Origin of the sequence: Shinella sp., assembly GCF_035998705.1 — a bacterium.
In the GTDB taxonomy this organism is placed as follows: Bacteria; Pseudomonadota; Alphaproteobacteria; order Rhizobiales; family Rhizobiaceae; genus Shinella.
This window is the reverse complement of record NZ_DASYHH010000008.1, coordinates 639677-663865: the sequence shown is the minus strand read 5'-3', so window position 1 is coordinate 663865 and position 24189 is coordinate 639677. Positions and strand designations below refer to the sequence as shown.

Here is a 24189-nt window from a genome sequence, read left to right as displayed (position 1 = left end):
GTCATTACCTCGGCAAGAGTGTTGGGCTTCCGTAAATTAGCGCCCGGGCAAGCTGGTCGAGCTGCCGCGGATCGGCTTTGGAGGCATTAGCGTCTATCAGCGCGTCAACGAGCGCCTGGCGCTGGCCGGTGATGGCCTCAGCAAGAGAAGCGTTCTTCGCCTGCCGGCCAGCCTGGCGGGCTCCACCAATAAGCTTGTCGGCCAACTTCATTGCCGCACCCCGAGCGCCGCCCATAAGGCCGCCAGCGGCGTATGCATCACGCACGCCGAAACCATCGGCCACCTTGCCCCCTAGATCGCGGATTTCTTCGCCGCGGCCTGCGGTGACGCTGTTCCCGGTCGCGATATGGCGCGTCTGTGCGAACTTCAGCTCATTGTCCAGGACGCCGAAAAGGCGGTCGGCCTTATCCTGCCCGAAGAGGGTCGCCAGCCGGGAGCGGTTCCAGTCGCCTTCGGATTTGATAAGCTGGTTGAGCTTCGCAACGTCATTGGCATTGTTGCCGAGGATGCGGTCAATCTCGGCGCGCGCGCCCTGTCGCATCCGTGCCGTAACGCCAGATGGCCCGACCAGGGTTCCAGAAGGCAATGCCCCTGCGGTGGCCTCGTCTGCCAACTCACTCGGGCGGGGAACGCTTCGCCCCTCACCGAGCACGGTTTGCCCCCGCTCAAGCGCCTGTCGCTGCTTGGCAAGCTCCGCAAACTGAGCGTCCACGTCCTTAATGCCCGGAACGGCAGAGGATAGCGTTTCGTCAATCTGGCGGCGCACGTCACGCAAGGCGCCGATCGCTTTGGAATTGGTCTCAGTCTCCAACATGCCGTCGATTGCCTGCCGGGTCTGGAACAGCGTTCCGGGGTTCGGGTCGAGAGCATCCGCCCCGGTGATGTTGAGCATGGACCGGACTTTCTGCATGGCGCTTTGCGCATCGCCGCGCAGGTTCACTGCCTTGCTCTCCAGCCCCTCGGCAATCTTCGACGTGTCCACAGCACGAGCGTTCTTAAATACCTCGTCATATTGCTGCCCGACCTGGCGCTGTGCAGCCTTCAGCGCGTCATCGATCTGCGACGGGATCGCCGCGCGCCCGATCGTATCGTCAAGCCCGGTGGCAAGCCGTGCGTTAGCCCCAGCCTGTCGGGCGTCCAAGGCGGTACGGACCATCCGGTTTGCTTCACCCGGCATGTTGGCGAGGCCGGAGAGGCGGCGCTGAAGGTTTCCGCCGAGATCTGCAATCATTCCTTCCGGGCCGAGTTGGTCGAGCTGCGCGCGAAGTGTCGCCGGGTCGATGGCATCGGCCGTCATCGCCTGATTGATTTTGGACAGAGCGTAGGGCGTGGTTCCGGCGGCTTTGGCAATGCGCTGATTGCGAATGAAATCTTTGAGGGCGGCGCCACCCTTGCCGATAAGATATCCGGCGCCCGGTGCTGCAAGGCCGAATGCGCCCCCATACAATCCGGCCTCTCCAATATCTTCACCGCGGGCGGCGGCATCTGCCATTGCTAGCCCACTCCCCCCAAGCCCGGAACCGATCGTGCGCACGAGAAGGCCACCCGCTCCCGCACCGAATGCACTAGGTAGTGCCGCGGCGAGAGGCACCGAGCCGCCAACGGCGCCCGTCACGGTTCCGGCGAGGCTAGTATAGGGGTTCTCTTCCTGCGCTTGCTGAGTGACGGCGCGTGCGTCCTCTGCTGATGCATCGGGATTGCCAAGCGCATTGGCAAGCATCGCCGCTGCGCGCTGTGTCTTGTCGAGGACATACGGGCCGACGACGGGCAGGCCTTCGACGGCCGAGGACGTGAAGGCGCCCACCTTGCCGGGAAGAGACGCCATGCGCTTCGCGCGCTCTTCTTCCTCCAGGAGCTTTTGCCCTTCCTCAAAGGTGAGATGCCGGCCCTTGGCCTGGGGGATCAGGTCGTCAAAGCTGATGGCGCCGCCCTTGTTGCCGGGGATCAGATCGTCAAACATGCCAGCCATGTTACAGGCCCTCCGGGTCGATGCCGTTTTCTTTCAGGCGCTGGATTACCGCGTTACGATCGGCTCCCGCTGCAATCGCCTTCCGCGCATCACCGAGCGCATCCCTGCCGGCTGCCAGTGCCTTTTGCTGGGCAAGGATGGCCTGGGGCGGCATACCAGCCTTCAACGCTGCCAAGGCTCGGGATCTGGACTGCTGTTTCTGCGTAAGCACTTCGGCACTGTCACCGGGCCGCGGCAGGTAGACGGAACCGTAATCCTCCATTTCCGACGGCGTGATTGCCGCGCCGGTATCCTTGCGAAGGATCGCGGCAAGGAATTCCCGGCCGGCTTGTTCTGCCTGCTGATATTCGGGAGACTTCAGGTAATTGCCGATACCCGGAACCTGCCCGCCAACAGCTTCCGGCAGACTCGTCAGCGAGTCGCCCAGCTTGTCGATAAGGGGAAGCGCGCCCTCGGCACGAACCGAATAGACCGTATCCTTCGACTGCTGTTCTGTCAGGGGCTTGACGCCTGCGCCCTGTGTGAACGTGACAGCGCCGGTTGCCGGATCGACCTCCAGCCGCGTGCCGTTAGGGGCCTTCGAGTTGCCCACCTTCTCCCACTGGCCGCTCCTCGGGTTCCAGGCGGCCTTGTAAGGCATACCGCTCTCGTCGAAGAACTCCTTGACCTCCGGCGCCTCCATTGTCTCAGATCCGGGTGCATTGAGGAATTCGCGCGTGTTGGGATCGAAGAGGCGACCATCGCCTAGATTAATCATCGGCTGCCCGCGCTCAACGTCGCGGCGAAGCTTCTGCAACTCCAGTGCCCGCATCGGGTCGTTTGCCTGGGCGCGCTGCTCCATCTCCTGAAGCAAAAGGCGCTGGCCGATTTCCTGTGTCGCCGGATTGCGCATGAGGTTTTCGATAAGCTGCCGCTTGTCGCCTCCTTCCGGCATGCCGCCATTGATACCCTGTCCGCTCATGCCAGCGGCGCGAGCCTGGGCAAGCTGCGCAGGGTCTGCGGGGGTTCCACCCATCAGCGCTTGAATGATCGAGCCCTCGGGGCGCTGCATGGCCGTCTGAAGCTGTGCCGAGCGCTGGAACTCGGGCGGAAGGCCAGACGCGTCAACCGGCATCTCTCCGCCCTGGATGGGCATCTGGTTGCCGTCCTGTCCAATAAGGGCATTGGCGATCATTGCGTTGCGCTGCGCCTCGATCGGGTTGTCGCTCTGCTCGCCTCCAGACAAGAGGGCGTTGGCGAACATGGCAATGCGTGGCCCACCTTCAGGGCGCCCACCCGTCGCCATGGCGTTCACGGCATCGAGCGAAGTCGTTCCGTCGCGTTGACGCCCGCTGCTATGCTGCTCGCCAACTAGCAGGGCCTGGGCGAGTTTCTGTTGGTTTTGCGGGGTATTTTTCTGCGCGTCCATGCCGGGAAACTGCTGAGCATATTCCGGGCTCTGCTGAAAATCGGCGACTTCCTGCGAAAGGCTGGCGGTCGGATCGAGCGATGCGACCTCTTGCTGTCCAGTCTGCCCGCCCATGGCGTTGCGAAATTTGTCGGTATAGGCGCCGATGGTGGTGCCGAGCGAGTCCTTACGATCAAGTTTCCCGACGCCACCTTCCCCGCCAAACCATGCCTGCGCGGCGCCTTCAGGACCATATTTATCTACATACTTGCCAAATCGATTGTCAAAAATAGCGTCCTGAAGCTCGGGGTTGGCGAGGAATTCATCAGCGGTTACCTCTCGGCCAAGGGCTTCCTTTGACCATTGAGGAATATTCGCCTCCATTACCTGGTAGCGCCCGAGGGCCCGTCCCATGGTATCATGGGTAGGGCCAACCGCCGCATAGCCGCCGCTGCCCTTGCTCTCGATCGAAGCGATGGCATCGCGGTAGTTGCCACCAGTCCCCGTTCCGGGCGTCGTCGCAGACAACTCAGCCTCGGCCTCGCCTGCGGGCATGGTGGTGGACGAGCCGGTAGAGCCTCCGCCGCTGAAGGCGTAGTCGAGAAGGGCCTTGTTGCCCTCTTCCCGTTGCCCAAGCTGAATTTTCTCGGCCTCATCCAGCCGCTTCATCTGAAGACCGCCAATGAGCGCGTCGGCCAACTGGGCAAAGCCTTGCAGCGGGTGTTTAATCTCCCGCGGACTACCCGCCTTCAGGGCCAGCGCTTCCGCCATGCGGCGGCGCCTCGTCAATTCGTCAGGGCCGAGCCGTGCGAGGTCTTCGGCCGTGTAACCGGATTTGATAGCCATCGCCCGTTCCTCAGTACATGCCGCCGTTGTTGCCGCGGGTGACCATGTTGCGCATCTGTGTCCCGAACGACGGGGCTTTCCCGCCTGGAGCGTCGGGGAACATTGCGTTGCGGGCCTGATTTCCGGCCATGGCGGCCTCAGCCATCTGCGCTATGCCCTGCATGGGGTGGGAAATCTTGCGAGGCGTGCCGTTGATGAGCGCGTCCGTAAGGGCCTGCCGCTTGCGCATTGCTTCCATGCTCTGAAGGTCTTGGGCCGTGTAGCCTGATTTAATCATGATCGTGTCCAACCATTTCGGGTTCGGGGAGAGTTTCGAAATGGCTGGCCTTCCGCCCATTGGCGGTTTCGGCTTCCACAGGTTCGATGGGGAGAGCCACCCTGTCTGTTGCCGGCATCGGGAATGCATCGGCGAAGGGATCGTCTCGGAAGGGCTCCAGCGCGTTCGCCGCCCGCTCCATGCCCTCCAGGCAAGGGCGCTTCAGGATTTCCGGCAAATCGCTCCAGTGCGGGAAAACCGAGACCGGAGCGACGGCTAGGACACCAGCGCGATAAGCCCGCCAGAATTCAGCGGCGCTTTCGGCGACGTGTTCCAGCGGCCGACCGCTTTCCCATTCCTCGCGAAAAGCTTCAACAGCATGTCGCAAGCAACGCTGCATCTCTTCCTGCGCAATCCTGCTGGTTAGGATACCGCGATCGAAAGCATAGGATGCGAATGGCAGGGCGTTCATTACAGCACCTCAAAAAGATGCTTGATTCTACAGGTTAAATCCGAGCTCCACCACTTGGCATAACCGGGCAAGACCGGACATAACCGGACATTTGGCTAAGAAAAAAGCGCCAAGAGCGTGCGAAGTTGCGCAACGCTTTCGTGCTCATGGTTTCCGTTCCGAAGCTGCTCCAGCGCCTCTTGCTGCCCCCATGTGAACGCGGCCAGTTCAAGCATCGGGAATTGCAGGGGCGCATTGTGCCCCGTGCCGCGCTTGAAGCCGAGACCATGCGTTTTGTGCCAGCGCCGCATCGTGCGCTCGTCCACCTTGGCAAACTCAGAAGCGGCCTTTAGGCCAATGCTTTCACCGACCGGCGCAATCGTCTTTCTGGCCTCGGTCATCATGCCGTACCCCTCTCAAGCTTCGACGCCTGGCGACGGCGCAAGTTGCCGACGGTCTGCGGGCTAACCCCTACGCGCCGCGCTATTTCCCGATCGGGCAAATCGGGGGTGGCGTCCAAAATTGATAGAACCTCTTCCCGGCGCTGGCTCGCTGTGCGGTGTCCATTTTGTGCAATGGGTGCTGCCGGCGGCACATTCACGTTGGCTGGGGCTCGGGCATGCGCGGGCGCCTTTGGACCGAGTATCATTGCCCCGAGCAGGTGCACGTCCTCCAGATCCAGCCAGAAGGGGTCCTCGTGCCGACCGTCGATAACGCGACCATCTTTCCATGCCACGGCGTGTTCGACGCCTTCAGGGCCTACCGTGAGGAGCACGGCATTCCGACCTTGCAGCAATTTCCGCAAGTCATCGGGTGACGGGAGCTGCAACCGTTCGAAGCTAGGAAAATTGGTCGTTAAAATGATCGTGGTTTCAACGCCAAGATCCAGTAGCGCCGCGGCGGTCTCGAACATGTGGATGCCACGCCCCTTGGGCAGTGACGGAAGGCCTCCACCATCCGGGCACGGGAAGCCAAACGCCTCGGCCACCCACTCGTAAGAACGGCCGAGAACCGTTGCGAATGCCGAGATAAAGCAATCGCCGGACGCGCCCTCTCGCTGAGGCACATGCTCCGGTTCTGGCATTGCGCGGGTCAAGGACGCCTGCATGATGCGCTGCGCGTCGGCCACAGCCCTATGGGCGGCCTGGGCACTCGTGCGAAGGATTTCCAGCTTCTCCGGGTATTCCTCCCGCATCATGTCGACAACCTTCGGCCCCCAAGGCTTCGCCAGGTTAATCGGGCACGCCCAACAATCGAGAGAGTCCGGGATAGCCCTGGCGTAGTGGTGCGCAAGCTCGACGCCATTGGCTTTGACAAAGCCCATCACGTCATCCGTTGTCCAATCTTCCAGCGGTGCAGCCATGGCGACATGGGCGGGAACTGGCATCGACTGGAGTCCGAGGCCGGGCGCTCCATCCTCCTTGCGCTGGCCGTGAATGATTATGGCCGGCTCTTTGCGCTCGTGAATAAACGAATGGATAGGGCCGGATCGACTACGGGCACAGCAACCCAGCCAGGATTGAAGTTTAGGCCGAACGTCGCCGAGCGCGTTCGAAACGGAAAGGGTCTCGACCGGCATGCCGTGCTCTCGCCAATCGGCTAGGGCGTTGGACTTCAATTCCATCAGGCCAAAGCGCTCGCCCGCTTTCCGCACATAGGCCTCCAGATGGGGGAAGGTAAGGCCCGTATTCACCCAAAGCAATTCGAAGCGCCCGGCATAGGACTCGCACAGCTTGGCGAGGACGGCTGACTCCTTGCCGCCGCTGAAGGCGATATAGACAGGAACATTCAGCCCGAAGATTGCGGCGATGGCCGACTGTGCATCATCGACAAGGTCAAAGGTCTTGGTTGTCATTATGCCGCCTTCCGATCGGTACGCTTGAGCGCTGCCAGCGCCTCACCGGCAAGTTTGTCGGCGCGGACGTTACCGCGGATGCCGCTATGTCCCTTGCACCACGTCAGATCCTGTGGACGATCCGTGAGGGCCGCGTCGATCGCCTGCCACAGATCGGCATTGATGACTGGAGAAACGCCCCGCATCCATTTCTTGAGCTTCCATCCATGCCGCCAGCTATTGCAGCCGTCCACGGCATAACGGCTATCGCTGTAGAGGGCGACGGGCCGCTCGGCTGCATTCTCGGTGATCCATTCCAATGCGGCGAGGACGGCGGCAAGCTCCATCCTGTTGTTCGTCGTCGCGGGAGCGGCACCGGACGCGCTGTGCACCTCCCGGCCGTCATCGTAAACGACAAAGGCCCATCCGCCGGCGCCGGGGTTCGGCACGGCGGCGCCATCCGCGAAGACGTGGATGTTCTGGCGGTCATCGATGATAGGCGAGTGCGTTTTCCTTCGGGGGCTGTCCTTGCGGTGCCTGCGCGCCTTGGCGGGCCGCTTTGCATTGCGCAAGATTTCGTCGGCCATGAGGGACAGCAAGTCCCGGTGCTGAGTGGAACCGTTCTTCATGCTGGCTGGTCCTCTTTGTGACTGGCAACGATGATGCGGCCGGTCTCACGCTGGACGGCCTGCCAAAAGAGTTGCGACTGGATTTGAATTTCCACCGGGGTTTGGCCGAAGCGCGCGCCGTCCTTGGCGATAATCTCGTCCATGGCCTCGCAGATCGCCGCGCTGCCTTCCGGGCCTAGCTTAGCGTCAGACACACATGCCGCGATGGTCGCTACAACGGAGTGGCGCCGATGGTAGGGGAAGACGAGGATCGTTCTCACGCCGCCACCTCGCGATACTGATTGATGAGGCTTTCAGCATTCGCCGGGGAAAGGGTTCCCTTTCTCAGCATCAGCCCCATTGCGTTGACGACGTAGTCTGCAACGTCACGGTTGCAGACGATCTGCCGAAGCATGTCCTCGGCTTGGTCGTCGGTCTCAGGGATGGGGAAAGGGGCTTTTGGATCGTCGCCCTTGGCTTCGGAATAAAAGCTAGGAGCCCCTATAGAGATTACCTCTCCCTTCATAGCTAATACCTCCAGGGTATTCTCTAGGGAATTGGGGCTCATTTTGATCCCTATGGGGGGCTCATTTTGATCCCATCCGTCTTCATGAAGGGGGCTCATTTTGATCCCCTTCCTAACCCTCTCTAGCCTCCGTTTCTCCCTGGCGTCGTCGGCCAACTTCTCCCGGCCGAACAGAAGATGGTCGTCAATAATTGCCTTCCGAGCGTTGACGAGGCGGTACTGAATGGCGCCACCCTTCGTCTTGCTTATCCGCTCCAGATAGCCGAGCTTCATCAAGAGGCGGTGCGTTCGTTTGATGGTGGCGTCACCTAGCCCTGTGCGGAGTGCCATCTCACCGCGAGCCATGAACGCAACCGGCGCTGCCTCGCTGGCGAAGGAAAGGTAAGCCTTCATCATCTTCAGACAGGTCGGCGTGCAACGTGGGTCCGCGTTCACGGTATCGAGGAAGTCAAACTTCCAAGAAGCACTGGAGGCATGGGCGCGGTCGTCGTGCTGCTCGGTCATGCATCGGCCCTCCCTACCTCGCGGAACCGATCGGCAAGGGCGCATGCCCGGCACGCCTCGGCTGCTGTCAGCGAGAACCGGGAGCGGACGGCCGGAATGATCCGGCCCCCCTCATCGTCGTGGCGGTCTGCGATCCATCTGGCGGCGTCGAGAACCTTGGTATTTTCGATCTCGTCGCTCATGCGGGCGTGCCCCGCTCGTCCTCTACCAACTGGATTTCCGTTTTCAGGAAATAGCGCCCATGAACACCCGGAAACGCACCCTTGTGCGACTCCCGAACCATGTCGATGTTGATGCCAAAGTCTTTCTTCAGGAAGTGGACGTAGGCCGAGGTTCGCGGCGCCGGGTGATCGATCGTCGTCAGCCCGCGCGATCCCGCATCGATAAGGCGCTCCAAGGTCCACGCCTGCCGGCCTGGCACGATGATTTCCCGCCCGGTTTCCTTGATGCGGAAGGTCTTGCGGATGATTTTGCTGTTAGCCATGAGTCAGACTCCATAGGTATGCGAGCCGGCGAACGGCTGCGAAACGGAGGTGAAGGGGAAAATGGCTTCGCGGTCGGCGCGAGGGCCAAGGCCGGCTAGCTCTGCGAGCAGGCGGGCGGTGGTAGCGGGCATGCCGAAGCGCTGGGAAAGCTTTCGAGCCGCTAGATTTTCATGGGCGGTTCCGGTAAGGTCCAGAATATCTGCTCTGCCAAGATGCTGGATATTCTGAGCCCTGCCCCGGCCACCCGTGGCGGGGTTCTTCGTTTTCATGGCTGCCTCCGTTAAGCGGCAACCGGAAGAGAATTGAGATACTCTTCAAGGTCTTTGACAAGGATGAGGGTGCGCTTGCCCGACTTGCGCGGGGTGAGCTTTTTTTCGTTGAAAAGTACGTAAATCGACGTACGCCCCAAGCCAATCATTTTGGCTGCTTCTGAGACGCCAACGGCCATTTTGGTCATGTTGTCCTCGCTTAGGAACAACGGCTAACAGTCCGGTTAGCCCCGCCACCAGCGCTTCACTGCGCTAGGTCCGTTCGACAATTTACGCGCATGTTCGCCTGTGTCAGCAATAAGCCTCCCGACAAACAGGACGAATGTTTTTGGAAAATGTCTGCTGGTTCGGGCCGTCAGGGCGTCTTGGTCTTGTTTCCCAAGCCCGCGCGGACCAGCGCCTGTTGAATGGCGGTCCGTTTCGGCGGCTTTTCTGTCGATGCTTGCGTGTACGATTGCTCGATAAAGACGACGAACGGACCATCGATGGTTCGATCTAAATAAACCACTCGCGGCGGGGCCATGAAGTGTTTCTCATAAATTCCGGCAAGTCGCGTTAGCAGGGCTGCTTGTGCTGTCGCGCCCTTATCCAGGGGGGCTTTCTCGCCCAAAGACATGCGATCGAGATCCGAAATCGCGGACTCGATATTTTTTGCGAACTGTCTCATATGTTCGGCAGCCGCGATCACCTCAATTCCATGGGAGTGGAGATGCGACTTTACCGCAGCCGCAAGGGCGCCGAGTTTTGCTACGTTTAGTCGTTCGGCCAACTCTACGGCGTTCTTGTGCATCGCAGTAAGCTCAGTCCGCCGGATACGGGCGGAGGCATCGCTGAAGAAAGCGCCATGCATTTCGTACACATTGAAGGCGTGCTCGATGTCGTCAGCAAGATTGTCGAGGTTTGCCCGCGCCTTGAGAGATGGAGGAATAGCACCCCCAGCCTTTTCAACGGCCGCCAAAATGTGCTGAAGCTGGTTGTCGTCGAGCATCGCTAACTCGCCGCTGGAAACGCAACGACGTTTTCGCCTTTTGCGTTTCCGAGATATTTAGCCCACGCCTCCAATAGTTTTCTGCGCTTCTCGATCGCGTCGGCGCGACGGTAGGCTCTTTCGGTTGCATCTCCGACCGTGTGGGCCAGCGCCAATTCGGCTATCTCGCGGGGGAAGCTGGTCTCATCACCGCACCAATCGCGGAACGAGCTGCGGAAGCCGTGAATTGTGAATTCCTCCATACCGACTCGACGCATAAACATTGCCATGGACATGTTGGAGAGCGGCTTTTCCGCCTTTTGCCCTGGGAACACATAATTGCCACGTCTCCCTTGATGCAAATCCTTGAGGATCGTCACGGCGCGCGCCGACAATGGGACGCGATGCTCTTTGCCCATTTTCATGCGCGCGGCCGGGACAATCCATAGCTTTGCCTCCAGGTCGAATTCATCCCACTCGGCAAACAGCACCTCGCCCGAGCGAGACGCGCAAAGGATAAGCAGCTCCAGCGCCCTTGCCGCCAATGCCTTGGCCTTCCGCACTTTGATGAGAAAGTCAGGGAGATCCGCATATGGCATCGCTGTGTGGTGCCCACGACTCAGTTTCTTTGGCGACGGAAGAAGCGACTTTAGGTTTCCGCGCCATGCCGCGGGATTTTCGCCAGTTCGCCACCCTCTGACTTTGGCGAAGTCCAGAACGCGCTCTAACCGTCCGCGCAGCCGTGATGCGGTCTCCGCCTTCGTCGTCCATATAGGGGATAGCACCTTGAGGATGTGGTCACCCCCAATATGCGAAACCTTCATTGCCTGGAGGTCTTTACAGTAGGCGGGGCCTAGGGTCATTTCCCACTGGGCGCGATGCTTTGCGTTTCGCCACGCTGCGCCCATGGACTCTAAAAACAAAGTTACGCATCGCTCAAATGTCGGCTCTTCGTCTTTGGATCGATCGGCGAGGGGATCACCACCTTGCGCAACGATTGTCCTGCACCTCGCCGCCGCTTCACGAGCAGATGCCAGCCCGATCGCCGGATACGGTCCAAGCCCCATCTCTCTGCGCTTGCCGTCTTTGGCCCACATAAAGAGCCAGCTTTTCGTCCCCGATTTCGAAACATTGAGGTAAAGCCCGCCGCCGTCGCTCGTGCGGCCAACCTTCTTCGCGTTCTTAATCTTTACCTCGTTAAGGATGTTGATTGCCCGAGCCATGCCTTCCCCATTTCCTTCCCCACTTCTAATCGCGGTTGCCCGTGAACAGATGTGAACGAACCCGACCATGGCACGATGAGAGAGCAAGGGGAAGAGCCGGTTGCGCGGACGGTCCCGAATATTGGCGAACAGCAGTTAGGCGGACGCTCTGTCCGCCATTTCTTCCGAGTGAAACGCTGGCCCTCCCCACACGCAAACACCTCATCGACTATGATTCGTCCCGCCCGCCTCCGGAACCGGCGACGGGCGCTTTTGGCGTTTGTCAGGCTAGCCAGGCTGGCAATCGCGGGGGAACTTGGCCGGTAAGCGCGGCTTCGATGCAGTCGGCGAGGTTGCCGAAGCGGACGGTGCGGCCGGAGAGGCCGGGGCCGTAATGGGCGTATTTGCCGGAATTGGTGATGAGGGTGCGGGTCTTCGGCGGGAAGACCGGTTCGGAGATCGAGCACCAGCAGAGGTCCGGGATGACCTGCACGCCGCTTGCCCTTAGCCGGATAAGCACGTCGCCGGCTTCGGCCATGACGTCCTGGCCGGCGGTGACGATGACGGTGACGTTCTCGTGTCGCTTGCGGTCTCCGATGGCGTCTGCGAGCGCGCGGCATTCGGAAAGCGAGGCGTGCGGGCTGCCGATGGCAACGAGTTCGACCTCGGCCGGGCCATCGTTGAACATCGTCCAGACGTCGACCATGTCGGGGCGGGTAATGGTCGTGTGGTCGGCACTGGTGGCGGCCGCGTCCTTGGCTTCGGGCGTGACGCCCTCGATGTGCAGCATCGGGGCGGCGGAGGTGGTGCCGAAGGCGGCGCAGAGCGCCTTCAGGTCGTCCTGCGTCGGCTTTGCGGCGGCGAGGCTGCGCAGAAGGGGGATGCGGTCGGGTGCAGCGCGGCCGGCGAGGTAACCGACGAGCGGCCAGAAGGCGTCGTCGATATTTGCGGGAAGATCGACGTCGATGATGCGGGCCGCCCTGCGGTGTTCGTCGAGATAGACGCCGGAGAGCGGTGCGCGGCCGGTCAGCGCGATGCAGAGATCGAGGAAATCCGGGTGTTTCGCCGTGCGGGCGCCCAAAACGGTGTTGGCGAAGATCACGGCGTTGGATTCGGCCCATGCGATCGCCTCGCCGGTTTTTGGCGCGCTGTCGAGCAGGTAGGGCGAACAGGTGAAGGTCGCACGGCAGCCCATGCGGACATAGGCATCGGCGAGGCGGGCGGCGGGATCGCCGAAATCCGCCGGCACGCCCTGGGCCTGCCAGTTGGCGCGGTCGACGGAGATGGCGTTCATCGTGGTGGGGATGCGCACCTTGGCGCCCATCTCGGCCATCGTTTCCGCGAAGGTCAGGTTGGCGGGGCTGGCATAGATGCAGCCGTCGATATGGCCCTGCACGACGTCGATGAGTTTTTCCGCACCCTGCTGCGCAGCCATGGCCGCGGTGATGCGCATGGCGAGCTGTACGGCAATGCCGTCGCGGCCGTCCAGCATGGCGCGGTCGTCGGGGGTCAGGTCGAGCGTGGCGGTCGCGGGTGGCTTGACCGGGATCGTCAAGGCGTCGGTCTCGATCGCCGTCTCGCTGATCCGGGCGGTTTTTTCACGACAGAGCGCGGCGAAGGCATCGCGCGAGACGCGCAGCACGGGCAGCGACTTGCCGAACATTTCGGCTGCGATCAGCGCACCGAGCGTCAGCACGTCCTCGGCCTCGCTGAAGACGAGGGCCGCCGGCGCGCGGCCCGTCAACGCAAGGTCGAGCAGTACGCCGGAGCCGGTGCAGGAGCCGCGGCTCGACGGCATCATGAGGATGCCGCCGGTGATCGTGACGCCGTGCAGCGGGTGGTGCACGTCGATGACCTTGCCGGTGGCGGGGTCGACGCCGCCCCAGAAGCTCAGGGCCTCTCCCGCTGCAATGATCGGACCGGACGCGATGCCGGGGAGAATGCTGCGGGCGAAAACGTCGGCCATGAGGTGGTCCTGTGCGGCTAGAAACGTTGCGGCGAGAAGGCGGCTATGTCGATGGCGGTTTGGCGATCTGTCAACAGGTCCGCGACGAGGCGGGCGGTGCCGGCGGACTGGGTGAGGCCGAGATGGCCGTGGCCGAAGGCGTAGACGACGTTTGGCGTCGCGCGGGCGCGGCCGATCGCCGGCAGGCTGTCGGGCAGCGAGGGACGAAAACCCATCCATTGCACCCCGCCTTCGGGCCTGAGGCCGGGCAGGAAGGCGCGGGCCTTTTCCAGCATGGCTTCCGACCGGCGGAAGTTCGGCGGCAGCTTCAGCCCGCCGAGCTCCACCGCGCCGCCGACGCGGATGCCGGTCGAAAGCCGGGTCACGACGAAACCATGGCCGCCGAAGGTGACCTGGGTGCGCAGATCGAACGCGTCGAGCGGCAGCGTCGTGTTGTAGCCGCGCTCGGTTTCGAGCGGGATGGTCTCGCCCAGGCTGCGCGCGATCCGGTGGGAAAAGGCGCCGGCCGAAAGCACGACCTTTTTCGCGCGACGCGTTCCGCTACCGGTCGTGATCTCGACGCCGCCCTCGATGGGCTTGATGCCAAGAACCTCGGCCCGCTCGATCACGCCGCCCTTGGCTTGAAAATGATCGGCGAGCGCCAGCGTGTAGAGCTTTGGATCGGCGATCGAATACCAGCCGGGCGTGAACGTGCCGTGGGTGAAGCGCGCGGCGAGGCCGGGCTGGACCGCCGCCATGGCGCTCGCGTCCATGTGGTGGAATTCGATGCCGTGTTTTTCGCGCACGTCCCAGCCGGGCAGCGAGGCGTTCAGTTCGGCCTGGCTTTCATAGACCTGGAGGTTGCCCTCCTTGCGCAGCATCGCGGTCGTGCCGGTCTCGGCGAGGAAAGGCTCCAGCGCCGCCCTGGAGAGGTCCATCAGCGCGGTCTGCGCGGCGGTGGAATGGGCGACGCGGCTGGCCGAGCAGGCGCGCCAGAAGCGGAACATCCACGGCGCGATCCGCACGGCATAGGACGGCGGAATGCTGAGCGGGCCGAGCGGGTCGAGCAGCCATTTCGGCGCCTTCTTCAAGATGCCGGGCGAGGCGAGCGGCAGGATGTCGGTGAAGGCAAAGGCGCCCGCATTGCCGGCGGAGGCGCCGGCGGCGGGCGCCTCGCGTTCCAGCACGGTGACGGATAGGCCGCGCGCCTGCGCCGCGATCGCCGCCGAAAGCCCGACGACGCCGGCGCCGATCACCACGACATCGGGCATGGTTTCAGTCTTCATCATGGCCTCAATGGGTGGCGGCGAGGAAGTTTTGCAGCTCTGGATCCTTTGGCGCGCCAAAAAGCTGTTCCGGCGGCGCGATCTCGGCCATCACGCCCTTGTGGAAGAAGGCGACGCGGTCGGAGACCTCGCGGGCGAACTTCATTTCATGGGTGACGCAGATCATCGTCATGCCTTCGGAGGCGAGCATGCGCAGCGTATCGAGCACCTCGCCGACGAGCTGCGGGTCGAGCGCCGAGGTCACCTCGTCGAACAACATATAGGCCGGCGACATGGCGAGCGCGCGGGCAATCGCCATGCGCTGCTGCTGCCCGCCGGACATGCGGTTCGGGTAGACCTTTAGCTTGTCGCCGAGACCCACATGGGTCAGCTGCTTGACGGCCATCGCCTCGGCCTCGGCCTTCGACTGGCCGAGCACCTTGACCGGCGCCAGCATGACGTTTTCCAGCACGGTCAGGTGCGGGAAGGCGTTGAACTGCTGGAAGACGATGCCGAGCTTGCGGCGCAGCTTGTTGAGGTCCGTCGCCTTGGCGTGCACGTCGGTGCCATCCACCACGATGCGGCCGGCATCGATGGTCTCCAGACCGTTGATGCAGGTGAGCAGCGTCGACTTGCCGGAGCCCGAGCCGCCGATGATGGTCAGTACTTCGCCCTTCTGGACGGTGAGGTTGATTCCCTTCAGCACTTCCAGCGAGCCGAAGGATTTGCGGACGTTTTCGATCTCAATCATTGGACCACCGTCTTTCGAGATAACCGCCGAGCCGGGCGATGGGGAAGCTGATGATGAAGTAGATGGCGCCGCAGATGATGAGGATGAACAGCGGCTCCTGCAGGCGCGTGACGAGGATCTGCGAGGCGCGCAGGAGCTCGATGAGGCCGAGCCACAGCACCAGCGCCGAATCCTTCATGACGCCGAGCGTCAGCCCGATCCAGGACGGCAGCGAGACGCGGGTGGCGAGCGGCGCCACGATGTAGCGCATGTCCTGCCACCAGGTCATGCCGAGCGATCGGGCGGCGCGGCGCGTGGTCAGCGGCACGGAGGAGATGCCGCCACGCACGATCTCGGTGCAATAGGCGGCCGTGTAGAGCGACAGCACCACACAGGAGGTGGTGAAGGGCGCCCAGCCGAGCTTCAGGATCGATTGCGCCGCATTGCCGAGCACGAGCTGGATGAGCAGCGGCACGGAGCGGAAGATATCGAGCAGGAAGGTCAGCGGGATCGCCCAGTAGGGGCCGGCCTGGTTGCGGACGACGCCGAAGATGACGCCGAGCACGGTGCCGGCCAGCACGGAGACGGCGGTGACGGCGAGCGTCATGGCCGCGCCCTTGGCGAGGAAGCCGAGATCGGCCAGCGTGAGAGCGGTATCGAACATGGTTTACCCTCTCAGTAGCGGAACATGCGCGTGGCAGCCAGCCGCGCTGCCAGCGTCACGGCCTTGGCGATCACGTAGTAGATGACCGCCGCGAGCGCGAAGAATTCGAAGGTCCGGAAGGAGACCGCGTTCAGCGCCTGCGTGACGCCCGCAAGATCCGTGTTCATGCCGACGGTGACGCCGAGCGAGGTCATCAGGATCGCCCAGACCGCCTGGTTGGTAGCCGGCAGGAAGGCGATGCGCAGCATCTGCGGCATGACGATGTAGCGGAAGGCCATGAGCGGCGTCATGCCGAGCGAACGGCCGGCACGGGTCTGCGTCTCCGGAATGGCCTTCAGCGCGCCGCGAAAATTTTCCGCGAGATAGCCGGCATTGTTGAAGGCGATGCCGACGAGCAGCGCCGTGTAGGGGCTGAGGTGGATGCCGAAATTGCCGAGGCCGAAATGCGCCATGTAGATCTGGAAGAGGGCTGGCGTGTTGCGCGCGATCTCCACCCAGGCCGTGGCGAAGCCGCCAAGGATGCGGTTGCCGGAAAGCCGGAAGAGCGTCAGCGCCATGGCGACGGCAAGGCCGATGACCATGGAGAGAAGCGCGATCTGCAACGTGACCAGCGCCCCGTCGAGGAGCTGCGGCAGCGCCTTCAGCGCCTGATTCCAGTGGAAGGTGTAGTTGAACATGCCGTCTCACCTTTTGGAAATGAGGAACGGCGCGGAAGGAAATCCCGCGCCGCCTTGGAAACGGCTCTCTTAGCGGTAGACGCCGCCGACCGAGAGGTCCGGCACGTCGCCGCCGACCCACTTCTCGTAGAGTTCCTTGTAGCGGCCGGTGCGAACCTGCTGGTTGATGAAGAGGTTCAGGTAGTTGATCAGGCCGTATTCTTCGCGGTTGGTGAAGAGTGCGACATAGTCGATGTCGTAGGGCGCCTTGCCGACCACCGAGATGCCGGGAAACTTGCCGGTCTTGACATTGGCCTGGGCGACCGTCGAGGTGGAGACCGTGGCGTCGATCTGGCCCTGGCTCAGCGCCAGGAAGACGTCGGCCTGGGTCTGGTACGGACGGAACTCGCCGCCGCCCCATGCCTTGACCGAGTTTTCGAGCGCGATGGCCTCGAACGTGCCGGCGGTGGCGCCGACCGTCTTGCCCTTCATGTCCTCGAAGGATTTTACGCCCGACTTGTCATTGGCGGTGACGGCCATTTCGAAGGCGAAGTAGGGGATCGTCATGCCGACGGTCTTGGCGCGCTCCAGCGTGTCGGAGGTGGAGGCGACACCGACATCGACGCGGCCGGACATCAGCGCCGGGATGCGCTCCGGGAAGGGCGTTTCGACGATCTCGGCCGTGACGCCGAGCGCCTTGGCGAGGTCGTTGCAATAGTCGACGTCGAAACCGATCGGGTTGTTGCTCTCGTCGCGCGCGCCCATCGGCGGGAAATCGAGAACGACGGCGCAGCGCAGCGTGCCCGACGCGATGATGTCGTCCAGCTTGTCGGCCTTGGCCGGGCTGGTCAGAGCGGTGGCGGCCACGAGGCCGAAGGCGAGGACCGAGGTCTTCTTCATTTCTCTCTCCCTGGATTGGTCAGTCGATTCCGTCGGCGCAGGTTCCTCCTTCGCCAAAACGGCAACCGGCCTTAAAATACAACGAATATACAAAAAGTATATACCAAGGACGCAGAAAATATGCAGACCGGGCCGCCCCTTCGGACGGCCCGATCAAGGTGCTGAATCAGTTGAGGAAATCTTCCGGCAGAAGGCCTTCCGGCATGTTCTGGTAGGAAACGGGACGCAGGAAACGGCGGATCGACATCGTGCCGACGCTGGTCGCGCCGAAATTCGTCGAGGCCGGGTAGGGGCCGCCATGGACCATGGAATCCACCACTTCCACGCCGGTCGGGAAGCCGTTGACCAGCACGCGGCCGGCCTTGCGCTCGAGGACCGGGCGCAGCCGCTTGGCATCCTCAAGGTCGCCGGCATCCATGTGGATGGTCGCGGTCAACTGGCCTTCGAAGGTGCGGGCAAGCGCTTCCATCGCGCCGACGGAGCCGACGCGCACGACGAGGCCGAGCGGGCCGAAGACTTCTTCGGAGAGCGCATGGTCGGCCAAGAACTGGTCGCCGGAGATCTCGAAGAGGTTCGGCAGCGCGGTGCGGCCGGAGGATTCGCTCGAAAACAGCGGCTTCACCGTGTTGCGGCTTTCGAAGCGCGCCTGGCCGTCGTGATAGGCCTTGGCGATGCCGTCGGTCAGCATGGTCTGCGGGCCGACCTTGCCGAGCGCTTCCACGGCGGCGGCGGTGAAGCGGTCGGCATCGGGTCCGTCCGTCACGATGGCGATGCCCGGATTGGTGCAGAACTGGCCGGCGCCCATGGTGAGCGAACCCGCCCAGCCCTGGCCGAGCCCTTCGGCGCGCGCCTTCAGCGCTTCCGGCAGCAGGAACATCGGGTTGACCGAGCCGAGTTCGCCGAAGAACGGGATCGGCTCGGGACGCGCGGCGCAGAGGTTGAACAGCGCGCGGCCGCCGGCGAGCGAACCGGTGAAGCCGACCGCCTTGATCAGCGGATGCTGCACCACGGCCTCGCCGACCTGGCGGTTGCCGCCCTGGATGAGCGAGAAGACGCCCGGATGCACGCCGGTCTTGCGGATTGCGGCTACGATCGCCTCGGCGACGATTTCGCCGGTGCCCGGATGGGCGGAGTGACCCTTCACCACGACGGGGCAACCGGCGGCAAGCGCCGCGGCCGTGTCGCCGCCGGCCGTCGAGAAAGCGAGCGGGAAGTTCGAGGCACCGAACACGGCAACCGGGCCGATCGGCCGCTGGATCAGGCGGATTTCAGTGCGGGGCAGCGGCTGGCGGTCGGGCAGGGCGGCATCGACGCGACGGTCGAGATAATCGCCCTTCTCGATATGGTCGGCAAAGAGGCGAAGCTGGCCGGTGGTGCGGCCGCGCTCGCCCTGCAGGCGGGCTTCCGGCAGGCCGGTTTCCTGGCTGCCGATTTCGGTGATGGCGTCGGCGCGCGCCTCGATCTCGTCGGCGATGGCGCGCAGAAAACCGGCGCGTGTCGCGCGTGAGGAATAGCCGTAGCTGAGGAAGGCCTCTTCGGCCGCTTCCGCGGCGCGATTGACGAGTGCCACCGTGCCGACAGCGAAGTCATGCGCGGGGCCATGGGCCGGCGACGAGGTGAAAGTACCGTCGCCCTCCAGCCATTCGCCGGCGACGAGGTGTTTTCCATTGGGGGTGAAAGCCATTTGACGTACCTTTCTCGCGGTATAGAGATTGCCCGATGTAAGATATCGCGGAGCGAATTGCACTTGTCGAAATCTTGTATACTCTATGTATGCAAATGTTCAATGACCAACCTGCCGCGGTTGGCACCAGCCTTGAGAGACGAACGATGACGCAAACCTCCATCTTGACGATTGCCGACCTCCACGCGCGTGTCGAAGCGATCTTCCGGAAGGCCGGATTGAACGATGTGCAGGCCGGCGCGCTCGCAAGGGTGATCGTCGCCGGCGAGCGGGACGCCTGCAAATCGCACGGCATCTACCGCATCGAGGGTGCGCTGCGCACGGTCAAGGCGGGCAAGGTCAATCCGGATGCGGTGCCGGAGCTGGAGCTGAACGAGGGCTCGGCCATCGTGAAGGTCAATGCCAATGGCGGTTTTGCCAATCCGGCCTTCGAACTCGGCGTGCCCGCACTTGCCGAGCGCGCCCGAAAGCTCGGCCTTGCCTCCCTCGTCATCAACGACTGCACGCATTTTTCCGCACTCTGGCCAGAAGTCGAGGCGGTGACCGGCGAGGGCCTGGCCGGCCTCGTCATGTGCCCGAGCTATGCGACCGTGGCGCCGACCGGCGGCAACAAGCCGCTGTTCGGCACCAATCCCTTCGCCTTCGGCTGGCCGCGCCCGAACCAGTCGCCCTATGTCTTCGACTTCGCCACCTCGGTTGCCGCCCGCGGCGAGATCGAGCTGCACCGCCGTGCCGGCAAAAAGCTGCCGGAGGGGTGGGCGATCGACGCCGAAGGCAACCCGACGACGGACCCGGAAGCGGCGCTCGCCGGCGCCATGCTGCCCTTCGGCGGCCACAAGGGTTCTGCCATCAGCACGATGATCGAGCTTCTCGCCGGCGTCATGATCGGCGATCTCACAAGCCCCGAAGCACTCGCCCAGCTCGGCACGACGACGCTCGCGCCCGCCCATGGCGAGCTGATCATCGCCCTGTCGCCGGAAGCCTTTTCCGCCGGCCGCCAGGGTGATCCCTTCGCCCGCGCCGAAGTGCTGTTCGAGGCGATCGTCGGCCAGGGTGCGCGCCTGCCCTCGCAGCGCCGCTTCGTCGCCCGTAAAAAATCCGAGACGGAAGGGGTCTCGCTGACGACCGCCGAGACGGACCAGCTCGATCGTCTGCTGGCGCTCGGCCTCGACGCGGTAGCGTGACAATCTGGACCGAGGCAGCCTTTTTGTCGCGGTCCTCAGCCCTTTTGCAGGGCGAGATGGGCGCCGAGCCCGATGAGCACCGTGCCGCCCGCCTTGCGCACCAGCGCCTGCACCCCGCTAGACCGCTTCAGCCGTGCGAGGATCACGTCCGCGAGCATCACGATGACGACGTCGGCGAAGGTGAAGATCAGGTTGACCACCGTGCCGAGAATGGCGAGCTGCGCCCATATCGGCAGGCCGGCGCCCGCATCCACGAACTGTGGCAGGAAAGCGAGGAAGAAGATCGCCGTCTTCGGGTTCAGCACCTCGACGGTGACACTTTCGATGAACGCGCGGCGCCCGTTTCTCGGAGCGGCGCCCGCCTCGCTCTCCGCCTCCACGTCCTTCGATCGGAACAGCGAAATCCCGAGCCAGACCAGATAGGCCGCGCCTAAGAGCTTGACGCCGGTATAGGCGACCGGAATCGCGTGGAACAGAGCGGAGAGCCCGGCGGCGGCCGCGATGATATGGGCGTAGGCGCCGAGATGGAGGCCGAAGACCGCCATCAGACCCGCCTTGCGCCCGCCCGCCATCGTCCGGGCCGCGGCATAGAGCATCGCGGGGCCGGGAATGAAGGCGAAGATCGCCGTGGTGACGGCAAAGGTGAGCAGCACGTCCAGGGAAGGCATTTCGGGTTCCTCTCGTTCGGTTCGGCCGCGACCGTCGCAGAAGAGAGCCGTCACGGCAATCCCGAACGAACGCCGCCCGCAGCGTCGGCTGCCGGCGGCGAGCACGTTACGAGAAAACGGCCTGGATCAGGCGGCCTTGTAGGTCTGCACGGCGCCCGGCAGCTTGCTCCATTCGGCATACCAGGTGTCGAACAGCTTCAGCTGGGTTTCGACATAGCCGCGCTGGCTGTCGGAAAGCGCGTCGTCCGCGTAGAAGTGCAGCGTGTATTCCTTGTCGCCCTTCAGCACCATCATGTGCTTGAAGTAGAGCACCAGATCCGGGCCTTCGTCGAAGGAGGAGAGCACGCCGAGGGCCGATTCCAGCTCCAGCGCGCGGCTGCGGGCATCTGCATCGCCCTTGGCGGCGGCCTGTGCGAGGTTGCACATGTGGATCACTTCCTTCGGCAGCACGCAGCCGATGCCGGTGATCGCGCCGACGGCGCCACAATTGACGAAGCCGTGGAACACGCAGGTATCGACGCCGATCATCAGCGAGACGTCGTCGTCGCGGCTGGTGATGTTTTCCGCCGCATAACGCATGTCGGCAGCGCCGCCGAATTCCTTGAAGCCGACGAGGTTCTTGTGGTCCTGGCGCAGCGCGAAGAACAGGTCGGCGCGGGTGGCGAAGCCGTAATAGGGGCTGTTGTAGATGACGGCCGGCAGGTCCGGAGCGGCCGACAGGATCGCCTTGAAGTGGTTCTTCTGGGCGGCGACGACGGTGCCGCGCGACAGCACGCGCGGGATGACCATCAGGCCCTGCGCGCCGACCTTCTGGGCATGCGCGGCGTGCGCCACGGCCGAGGCGGTGTTGACTGCGCCGGTGCCGACGATGACCGGAATGCCGGCCTTCACCAGGCGCTCGACGCCTTCCATGCGCTGCGCGTCCGTGAGCAGCGGCCAGTCACCCATGGAGCCGCAATAGACGACTGCGGACATGCCCTTTTCGATGAGTTCCTTGGCCTTGCGCACCAGCGCGTCGAAGTCCGGGCTGCGGTCGTCCCTGCAGGGCGTCATCAGGGCGGGGATCACGCCGGAAAAAATCTTGGCCTTCATGTCGGTCTCCTTCTCGGGCTGTTCGGTCGGTCCGGCGGGCCGGCACGATGCCTCCCCGTCTCTTGATGGTGGTCATAGCATCTTGTATTTTATTTGTCGACAAGAAAAATACAGTGCATTCACAGGGCGATGTCGAGCCGGTCGTTGCGGCTGAACAGCTTTTGAACCTGCGCCACGATCTGCTCGGCATGCGCCTTGCCCAGCCGGTCGGCAGCGTCCAAGTCACGCGCCTCGATCGCCGCGATGATTTCCGCATGTTCGTCGACGAAACGCTGCGGGAACTGCTCTTCGTAGGACTGGTAATAGAGCCGCAGGATCCGACGCGCCTCGTCGAGAAGCCGGCGAAACAATCCGGTGAAATAGGGGTTGCGGCCGGCCTCGGCGATCGCGGCGTGGAAGGCGACATTGGTGGCGATCATCGCCAGCGTGTCGCGCGCCGCAACCGCCGCCGCGTAATCCTCGTGAAACCCGCGGATGATCGGCAGGTCCTCCGGCCGGTGGCTCTGCGCCGCCAGCCGCGTCGTCACCCGGTACATCAGCACCAGCGCGTCGAAAAGCGTGTTGAGATTGAGGAAGTCGATGTTCGACACCATGGTGGAACGGTTCGGCAGGGTCTCGATCAGCCCTTCGCCGGCGAGCCGCACCAGCGCCTCGCGGATCGGCGTGCGCGACATCTTGAACCGCTCGGCAAGCTGCACCTCGTCGACCGGGCTGCCGGGCGCGATCTTCAGATCCAGAATCTCGTCGCGCAGAAGGTCGTAGACCATCTTGACGCCGGAGCCTCGCTTGCGTTCGGGCAGGGAATCGGTATCACTCATCAAAAAATCCTCTTGTCGACATAAGAAATACAACTCTCTGTCGGCTCTATCAATCGTTTTAAGGGAGCCCTTTGGCGAAAGCGCCGTCAAGCCGTCAGAAGCAATAGTTCGGCGCTTTGTCGCCGAGGTTCGGGCCGCAGGTCGGCTCGCAGGGTTAAAACGCTCGAAAATCGGAGAACGCGTCATGCGCAGCAGCAAGGTCATCCACATCGTCTCCTGCCACGCCGAAGGCGAGGTGGGAGATGTCATCATCGGCGGCGTCGCGCCGCCGCCCGGCGCCACGCTGTGGGAGCAGCGCAATTTCATCGCCGAGGACAAGACGTTGCGGAATTTCGTGCTGAACGAGCCGCGCGGCGGCGTCTTCCGCCACATCAACCTGCTGGTGCCGCCGAAGGACCCGCGCGCCACCATAGGCTTCATCATCATGGAGCCGGAGGACACGCCGCCGATGTCCGGCTCGAACTCGATCTGCGTCTCCACCGTGCTGCTGGACAGCGGCATCGTGCCGATGGTCGAGCCGGAGACGCACATGATCCTCGAAGCGCCGGGCGGGCTGGTCGATGTCGTCGCCACCTGCCGCAATGGCAAGGCCGAGCGCATCACCGTCACCAACGTGCCCTCCTTCGCCGACAGGCTGGATGCCAAGCTGGAAGTCGAGGGCCTCGGCACGCTGACCGTCGACACCGCCTATGGCGGCGACAGCTTCGTCTTTGCGGATGCCCGCGCGCTCGGGTTTTCCATCACACCGGACGAGGCCCGCGAACTCGCCGAAACCGGCATCCGCATCACAAAGGCGGCCAACGAACAGCTCGGCTTCACCCATCCGGAAAATCCGGAATGGAACCACATCTCGTTCTGCCAGCTGACTTTGCCGGTGGAGGAACGCGACGGCGTGCTGCATGGCCGCAACACCGTCGTCATCCAGCCCGCAAAGCTCGACCGCTCGCCGACCGGCACGGGCTGCTCGGCGCGCATGGCCGTGCTGCATGCCCGCGGCCAGATCAAGGTCGGCCAAAGCTTCTCCGGTTATTCGATCCTCGATTCGCGCTTCGATTGCCGCATCGTCGGCGAAATCACCGTCGGCGGACGCCCCGCCATCGTGCCGGAAATTTCCGGCCGCGCCTGGATCACCGGCACCAGCCAGGTCATGCTCGATCCGGATGACCCGTGGCCGGCCGGCTACCGCCTGGCCGACACCTGGCCGCGCAAGCAATAGTGCTTCGCCGGAATTGGCTTTGACCTTTCCCCGAAATCGCGATAATCACCAAGTCATCTGATG

27 protein-coding genes are annotated in these 24189 nt (G+C 63.3%); 2 read left to right on the top strand and 25 right to left on the bottom strand.

Annotation, left to right across the window (positions count from 1 at the left end; translation table 11 throughout):
- Nucleotides 1–4: 4 nt before the first annotated feature.
- From VGN93_RS06260 to VGN93_RS06155, 22 genes are all read right to left on the bottom strand, one after another.
- Complete coding sequence (locus VGN93_RS06260; protein ID WP_327506775.1) at nucleotides 5–1969, bottom strand: hypothetical protein; 1965 nt, start codon at nucleotides 1967–1969, stop codon at nucleotides 5–7.
- Nucleotide 1970: 1 nt separating this feature from the next.
- On the bottom strand, nucleotides 1971–4202 hold the full coding sequence (locus tag VGN93_RS06255) for a hypothetical protein (RefSeq protein ID WP_327506774.1): 2232 nt from the start codon (nucleotides 4200–4202) through the stop codon (nucleotides 1971–1973).
- A 10-nt stretch (nucleotides 4203–4212) separates the two neighbouring features.
- Nucleotides 4213–4479: a hypothetical protein gene (locus VGN93_RS06250; protein ID WP_327506773.1), complete on the bottom strand. Its 267-nt coding sequence runs from the start codon at nucleotides 4477–4479 to the stop codon at nucleotides 4213–4215.
- Nucleotides 4472–4930: a hypothetical protein gene (locus VGN93_RS06245; protein ID WP_327506772.1), complete on the bottom strand. Its 459-nt coding sequence runs from the start codon at nucleotides 4928–4930 to the stop codon at nucleotides 4472–4474. Before VGN93_RS06245 ends, VGN93_RS06250 begins: the two co-directional genes overlap by 8 nt.
- 95 nt (nucleotides 4931–5025) lie before the next feature.
- Complete coding sequence (locus VGN93_RS06240) at nucleotides 5026–5313, bottom strand: hypothetical protein (RefSeq protein ID WP_327506771.1); 288 nt, start codon at nucleotides 5311–5313, stop codon at nucleotides 5026–5028.
- Nucleotides 5310–6764 (bottom strand): phosphoadenosine phosphosulfate reductase family protein, encoded by a 1455-nt coding sequence (locus VGN93_RS06235; protein WP_327506770.1) that lies wholly within the window; start codon nucleotides 6762–6764, stop codon nucleotides 5310–5312. The genes VGN93_RS06240 and VGN93_RS06235 overlap by 4 nt, the downstream gene beginning before the upstream one ends.
- The gene (locus tag VGN93_RS06230; RefSeq protein WP_327506769.1) at nucleotides 6764–7372 is read right to left on the bottom strand and encodes a ribonuclease H; all 609 of its coding nucleotides are present in this window, start codon (nucleotides 7370–7372) and stop codon (nucleotides 6764–6766) included. The genes VGN93_RS06235 and VGN93_RS06230 overlap by 1 nt, the downstream gene beginning before the upstream one ends.
- A complete protein-coding gene (locus tag VGN93_RS06225; protein ID WP_327506768.1) occupies nucleotides 7369–7632 on the bottom strand; it encodes a hypothetical protein in 264 nt (87 codons plus the stop codon). The genes VGN93_RS06230 and VGN93_RS06225 overlap by 4 nt, the downstream gene beginning before the upstream one ends.
- Entirely contained in the window at nucleotides 7629–8381 is a 753-nt protein-coding gene (locus VGN93_RS06220; RefSeq protein WP_327506767.1) for a hypothetical protein, read from the bottom strand. The genes VGN93_RS06225 and VGN93_RS06220 overlap by 4 nt, the downstream gene beginning before the upstream one ends.
- Nucleotides 8378–8563 (bottom strand): hypothetical protein, encoded by a 186-nt coding sequence (locus VGN93_RS06215; protein ID WP_327506766.1) that lies wholly within the window; start codon nucleotides 8561–8563, stop codon nucleotides 8378–8380. Before VGN93_RS06215 ends, VGN93_RS06220 begins: the two co-directional genes overlap by 4 nt.
- A complete protein-coding gene (locus tag VGN93_RS06210; protein ID WP_327506765.1) occupies nucleotides 8560–8865 on the bottom strand; it encodes a winged helix domain-containing protein in 306 nt (101 codons plus the stop codon). The genes VGN93_RS06215 and VGN93_RS06210 overlap by 4 nt, the downstream gene beginning before the upstream one ends.
- Before the next feature lie 3 nt (nucleotides 8866–8868).
- Nucleotides 8869–9135, bottom strand: coding sequence for a hypothetical protein (locus tag VGN93_RS06205; protein WP_327506764.1), 267 nt, complete (start codon nucleotides 9133–9135; stop codon nucleotides 8869–8871).
- A gap of 11 nt (nucleotides 9136–9146) precedes the next feature.
- Entirely contained in the window at nucleotides 9147–9323 is a 177-nt protein-coding gene (locus tag VGN93_RS06200) for a helix-turn-helix domain-containing protein (protein ID WP_278026346.1), read from the bottom strand.
- A gap of 167 nt (nucleotides 9324–9490) precedes the next feature.
- The gene (locus VGN93_RS06195) at nucleotides 9491–10123 is read right to left on the bottom strand and encodes a hypothetical protein (RefSeq protein ID WP_327506763.1); all 633 of its coding nucleotides are present in this window, start codon (nucleotides 10121–10123) and stop codon (nucleotides 9491–9493) included.
- Nucleotides 10124–10125: 2 nt separating this feature from the next.
- Nucleotides 10126–11325: a tyrosine-type recombinase/integrase gene (locus VGN93_RS06190; RefSeq protein ID WP_327506762.1), complete on the bottom strand. Its 1200-nt coding sequence runs from the start codon at nucleotides 11323–11325 to the stop codon at nucleotides 10126–10128.
- Between the two features lie 262 nt (nucleotides 11326–11587).
- Nucleotides 11588–13270, bottom strand: coding sequence for an aconitase X (locus VGN93_RS06185; RefSeq protein ID WP_327506761.1), 1683 nt, complete (start codon nucleotides 13268–13270; stop codon nucleotides 11588–11590).
- Nucleotides 13271–13287: 17 nt separating this feature from the next.
- Nucleotides 13288–14535, bottom strand: coding sequence for an NAD(P)/FAD-dependent oxidoreductase (locus VGN93_RS06180; RefSeq protein WP_414714033.1), 1248 nt, complete (start codon nucleotides 14533–14535; stop codon nucleotides 13288–13290).
- A gap of 7 nt (nucleotides 14536–14542) precedes the next feature.
- On the bottom strand, nucleotides 14543–15265 hold the full coding sequence (locus VGN93_RS06175; RefSeq protein ID WP_327506760.1) for an amino acid ABC transporter ATP-binding protein: 723 nt from the start codon (nucleotides 15263–15265) through the stop codon (nucleotides 14543–14545).
- A complete protein-coding gene (locus tag VGN93_RS06170) occupies nucleotides 15258–15908 on the bottom strand; it encodes an amino acid ABC transporter permease (protein ID WP_327506759.1) in 651 nt (216 codons plus the stop codon). The genes VGN93_RS06175 and VGN93_RS06170 overlap by 8 nt, the downstream gene beginning before the upstream one ends.
- Before the next feature lie 11 nt (nucleotides 15909–15919).
- The gene (locus VGN93_RS06165) at nucleotides 15920–16585 is read right to left on the bottom strand and encodes an amino acid ABC transporter permease (protein ID WP_319321949.1); all 666 of its coding nucleotides are present in this window, start codon (nucleotides 16583–16585) and stop codon (nucleotides 15920–15922) included.
- A 69-nt stretch (nucleotides 16586–16654) separates the two neighbouring features.
- Entirely contained in the window at nucleotides 16655–17464 is an 810-nt protein-coding gene (locus VGN93_RS06160) for a transporter substrate-binding domain-containing protein (protein ID WP_327506758.1), read from the bottom strand.
- Nucleotides 17465–17630: 166 nt separating this feature from the next.
- Nucleotides 17631–19148: an aldehyde dehydrogenase (NADP(+)) gene (locus tag VGN93_RS06155; protein ID WP_327506757.1), complete on the bottom strand. Its 1518-nt coding sequence runs from the start codon at nucleotides 19146–19148 to the stop codon at nucleotides 17631–17633.
- Nucleotides 19149–19294: 146 nt separating this feature from the next.
- Here VGN93_RS06155 and VGN93_RS06150 point away from each other — a divergent pair, with 146 nt between their 5' ends.
- The gene (locus VGN93_RS06150; RefSeq protein WP_327506756.1) at nucleotides 19295–20332 is read left to right on the top strand and encodes an Ldh family oxidoreductase; all 1038 of its coding nucleotides are present in this window, start codon (nucleotides 19295–19297) and stop codon (nucleotides 20330–20332) included.
- Between the two features lie 35 nt (nucleotides 20333–20367).
- On the opposite strand, the gene VGN93_RS06145 is transcribed toward VGN93_RS06150, so the two are convergent.
- The 3 genes from VGN93_RS06145 to VGN93_RS06135 all read right to left on the bottom strand — a co-directional run bounded on the left by VGN93_RS06145 (nucleotide 20368) and on the right by VGN93_RS06135 (nucleotide 22910).
- Nucleotides 20368–21000 carry a LysE family translocator gene (locus tag VGN93_RS06145; protein ID WP_327506755.1) on the bottom strand — a complete coding sequence of 211 codons (633 nt, stop codon included), beginning with the start codon at nucleotides 20998–21000 and terminating at the stop codon, nucleotides 20368–20370.
- A 126-nt stretch (nucleotides 21001–21126) separates the two neighbouring features.
- Nucleotides 21127–22092, bottom strand: coding sequence for a dihydrodipicolinate synthase family protein (locus VGN93_RS06140; RefSeq protein ID WP_327506754.1), 966 nt, complete (start codon nucleotides 22090–22092; stop codon nucleotides 21127–21129).
- Between the two features lie 119 nt (nucleotides 22093–22211).
- The gene (locus tag VGN93_RS06135; RefSeq protein WP_327506753.1) at nucleotides 22212–22910 is read right to left on the bottom strand and encodes a GntR family transcriptional regulator; all 699 of its coding nucleotides are present in this window, start codon (nucleotides 22908–22910) and stop codon (nucleotides 22212–22214) included.
- A 184-nt stretch (nucleotides 22911–23094) separates the two neighbouring features.
- Here VGN93_RS06135 and VGN93_RS06130 point away from each other — a divergent pair, with 184 nt between their 5' ends.
- Complete coding sequence (locus VGN93_RS06130) at nucleotides 23095–24126, top strand: trans-3-hydroxy-L-proline dehydratase (protein ID WP_327506752.1); 1032 nt, start codon at nucleotides 23095–23097, stop codon at nucleotides 24124–24126.
- Nucleotides 24127–24189 lie beyond the last annotated feature (63 nt).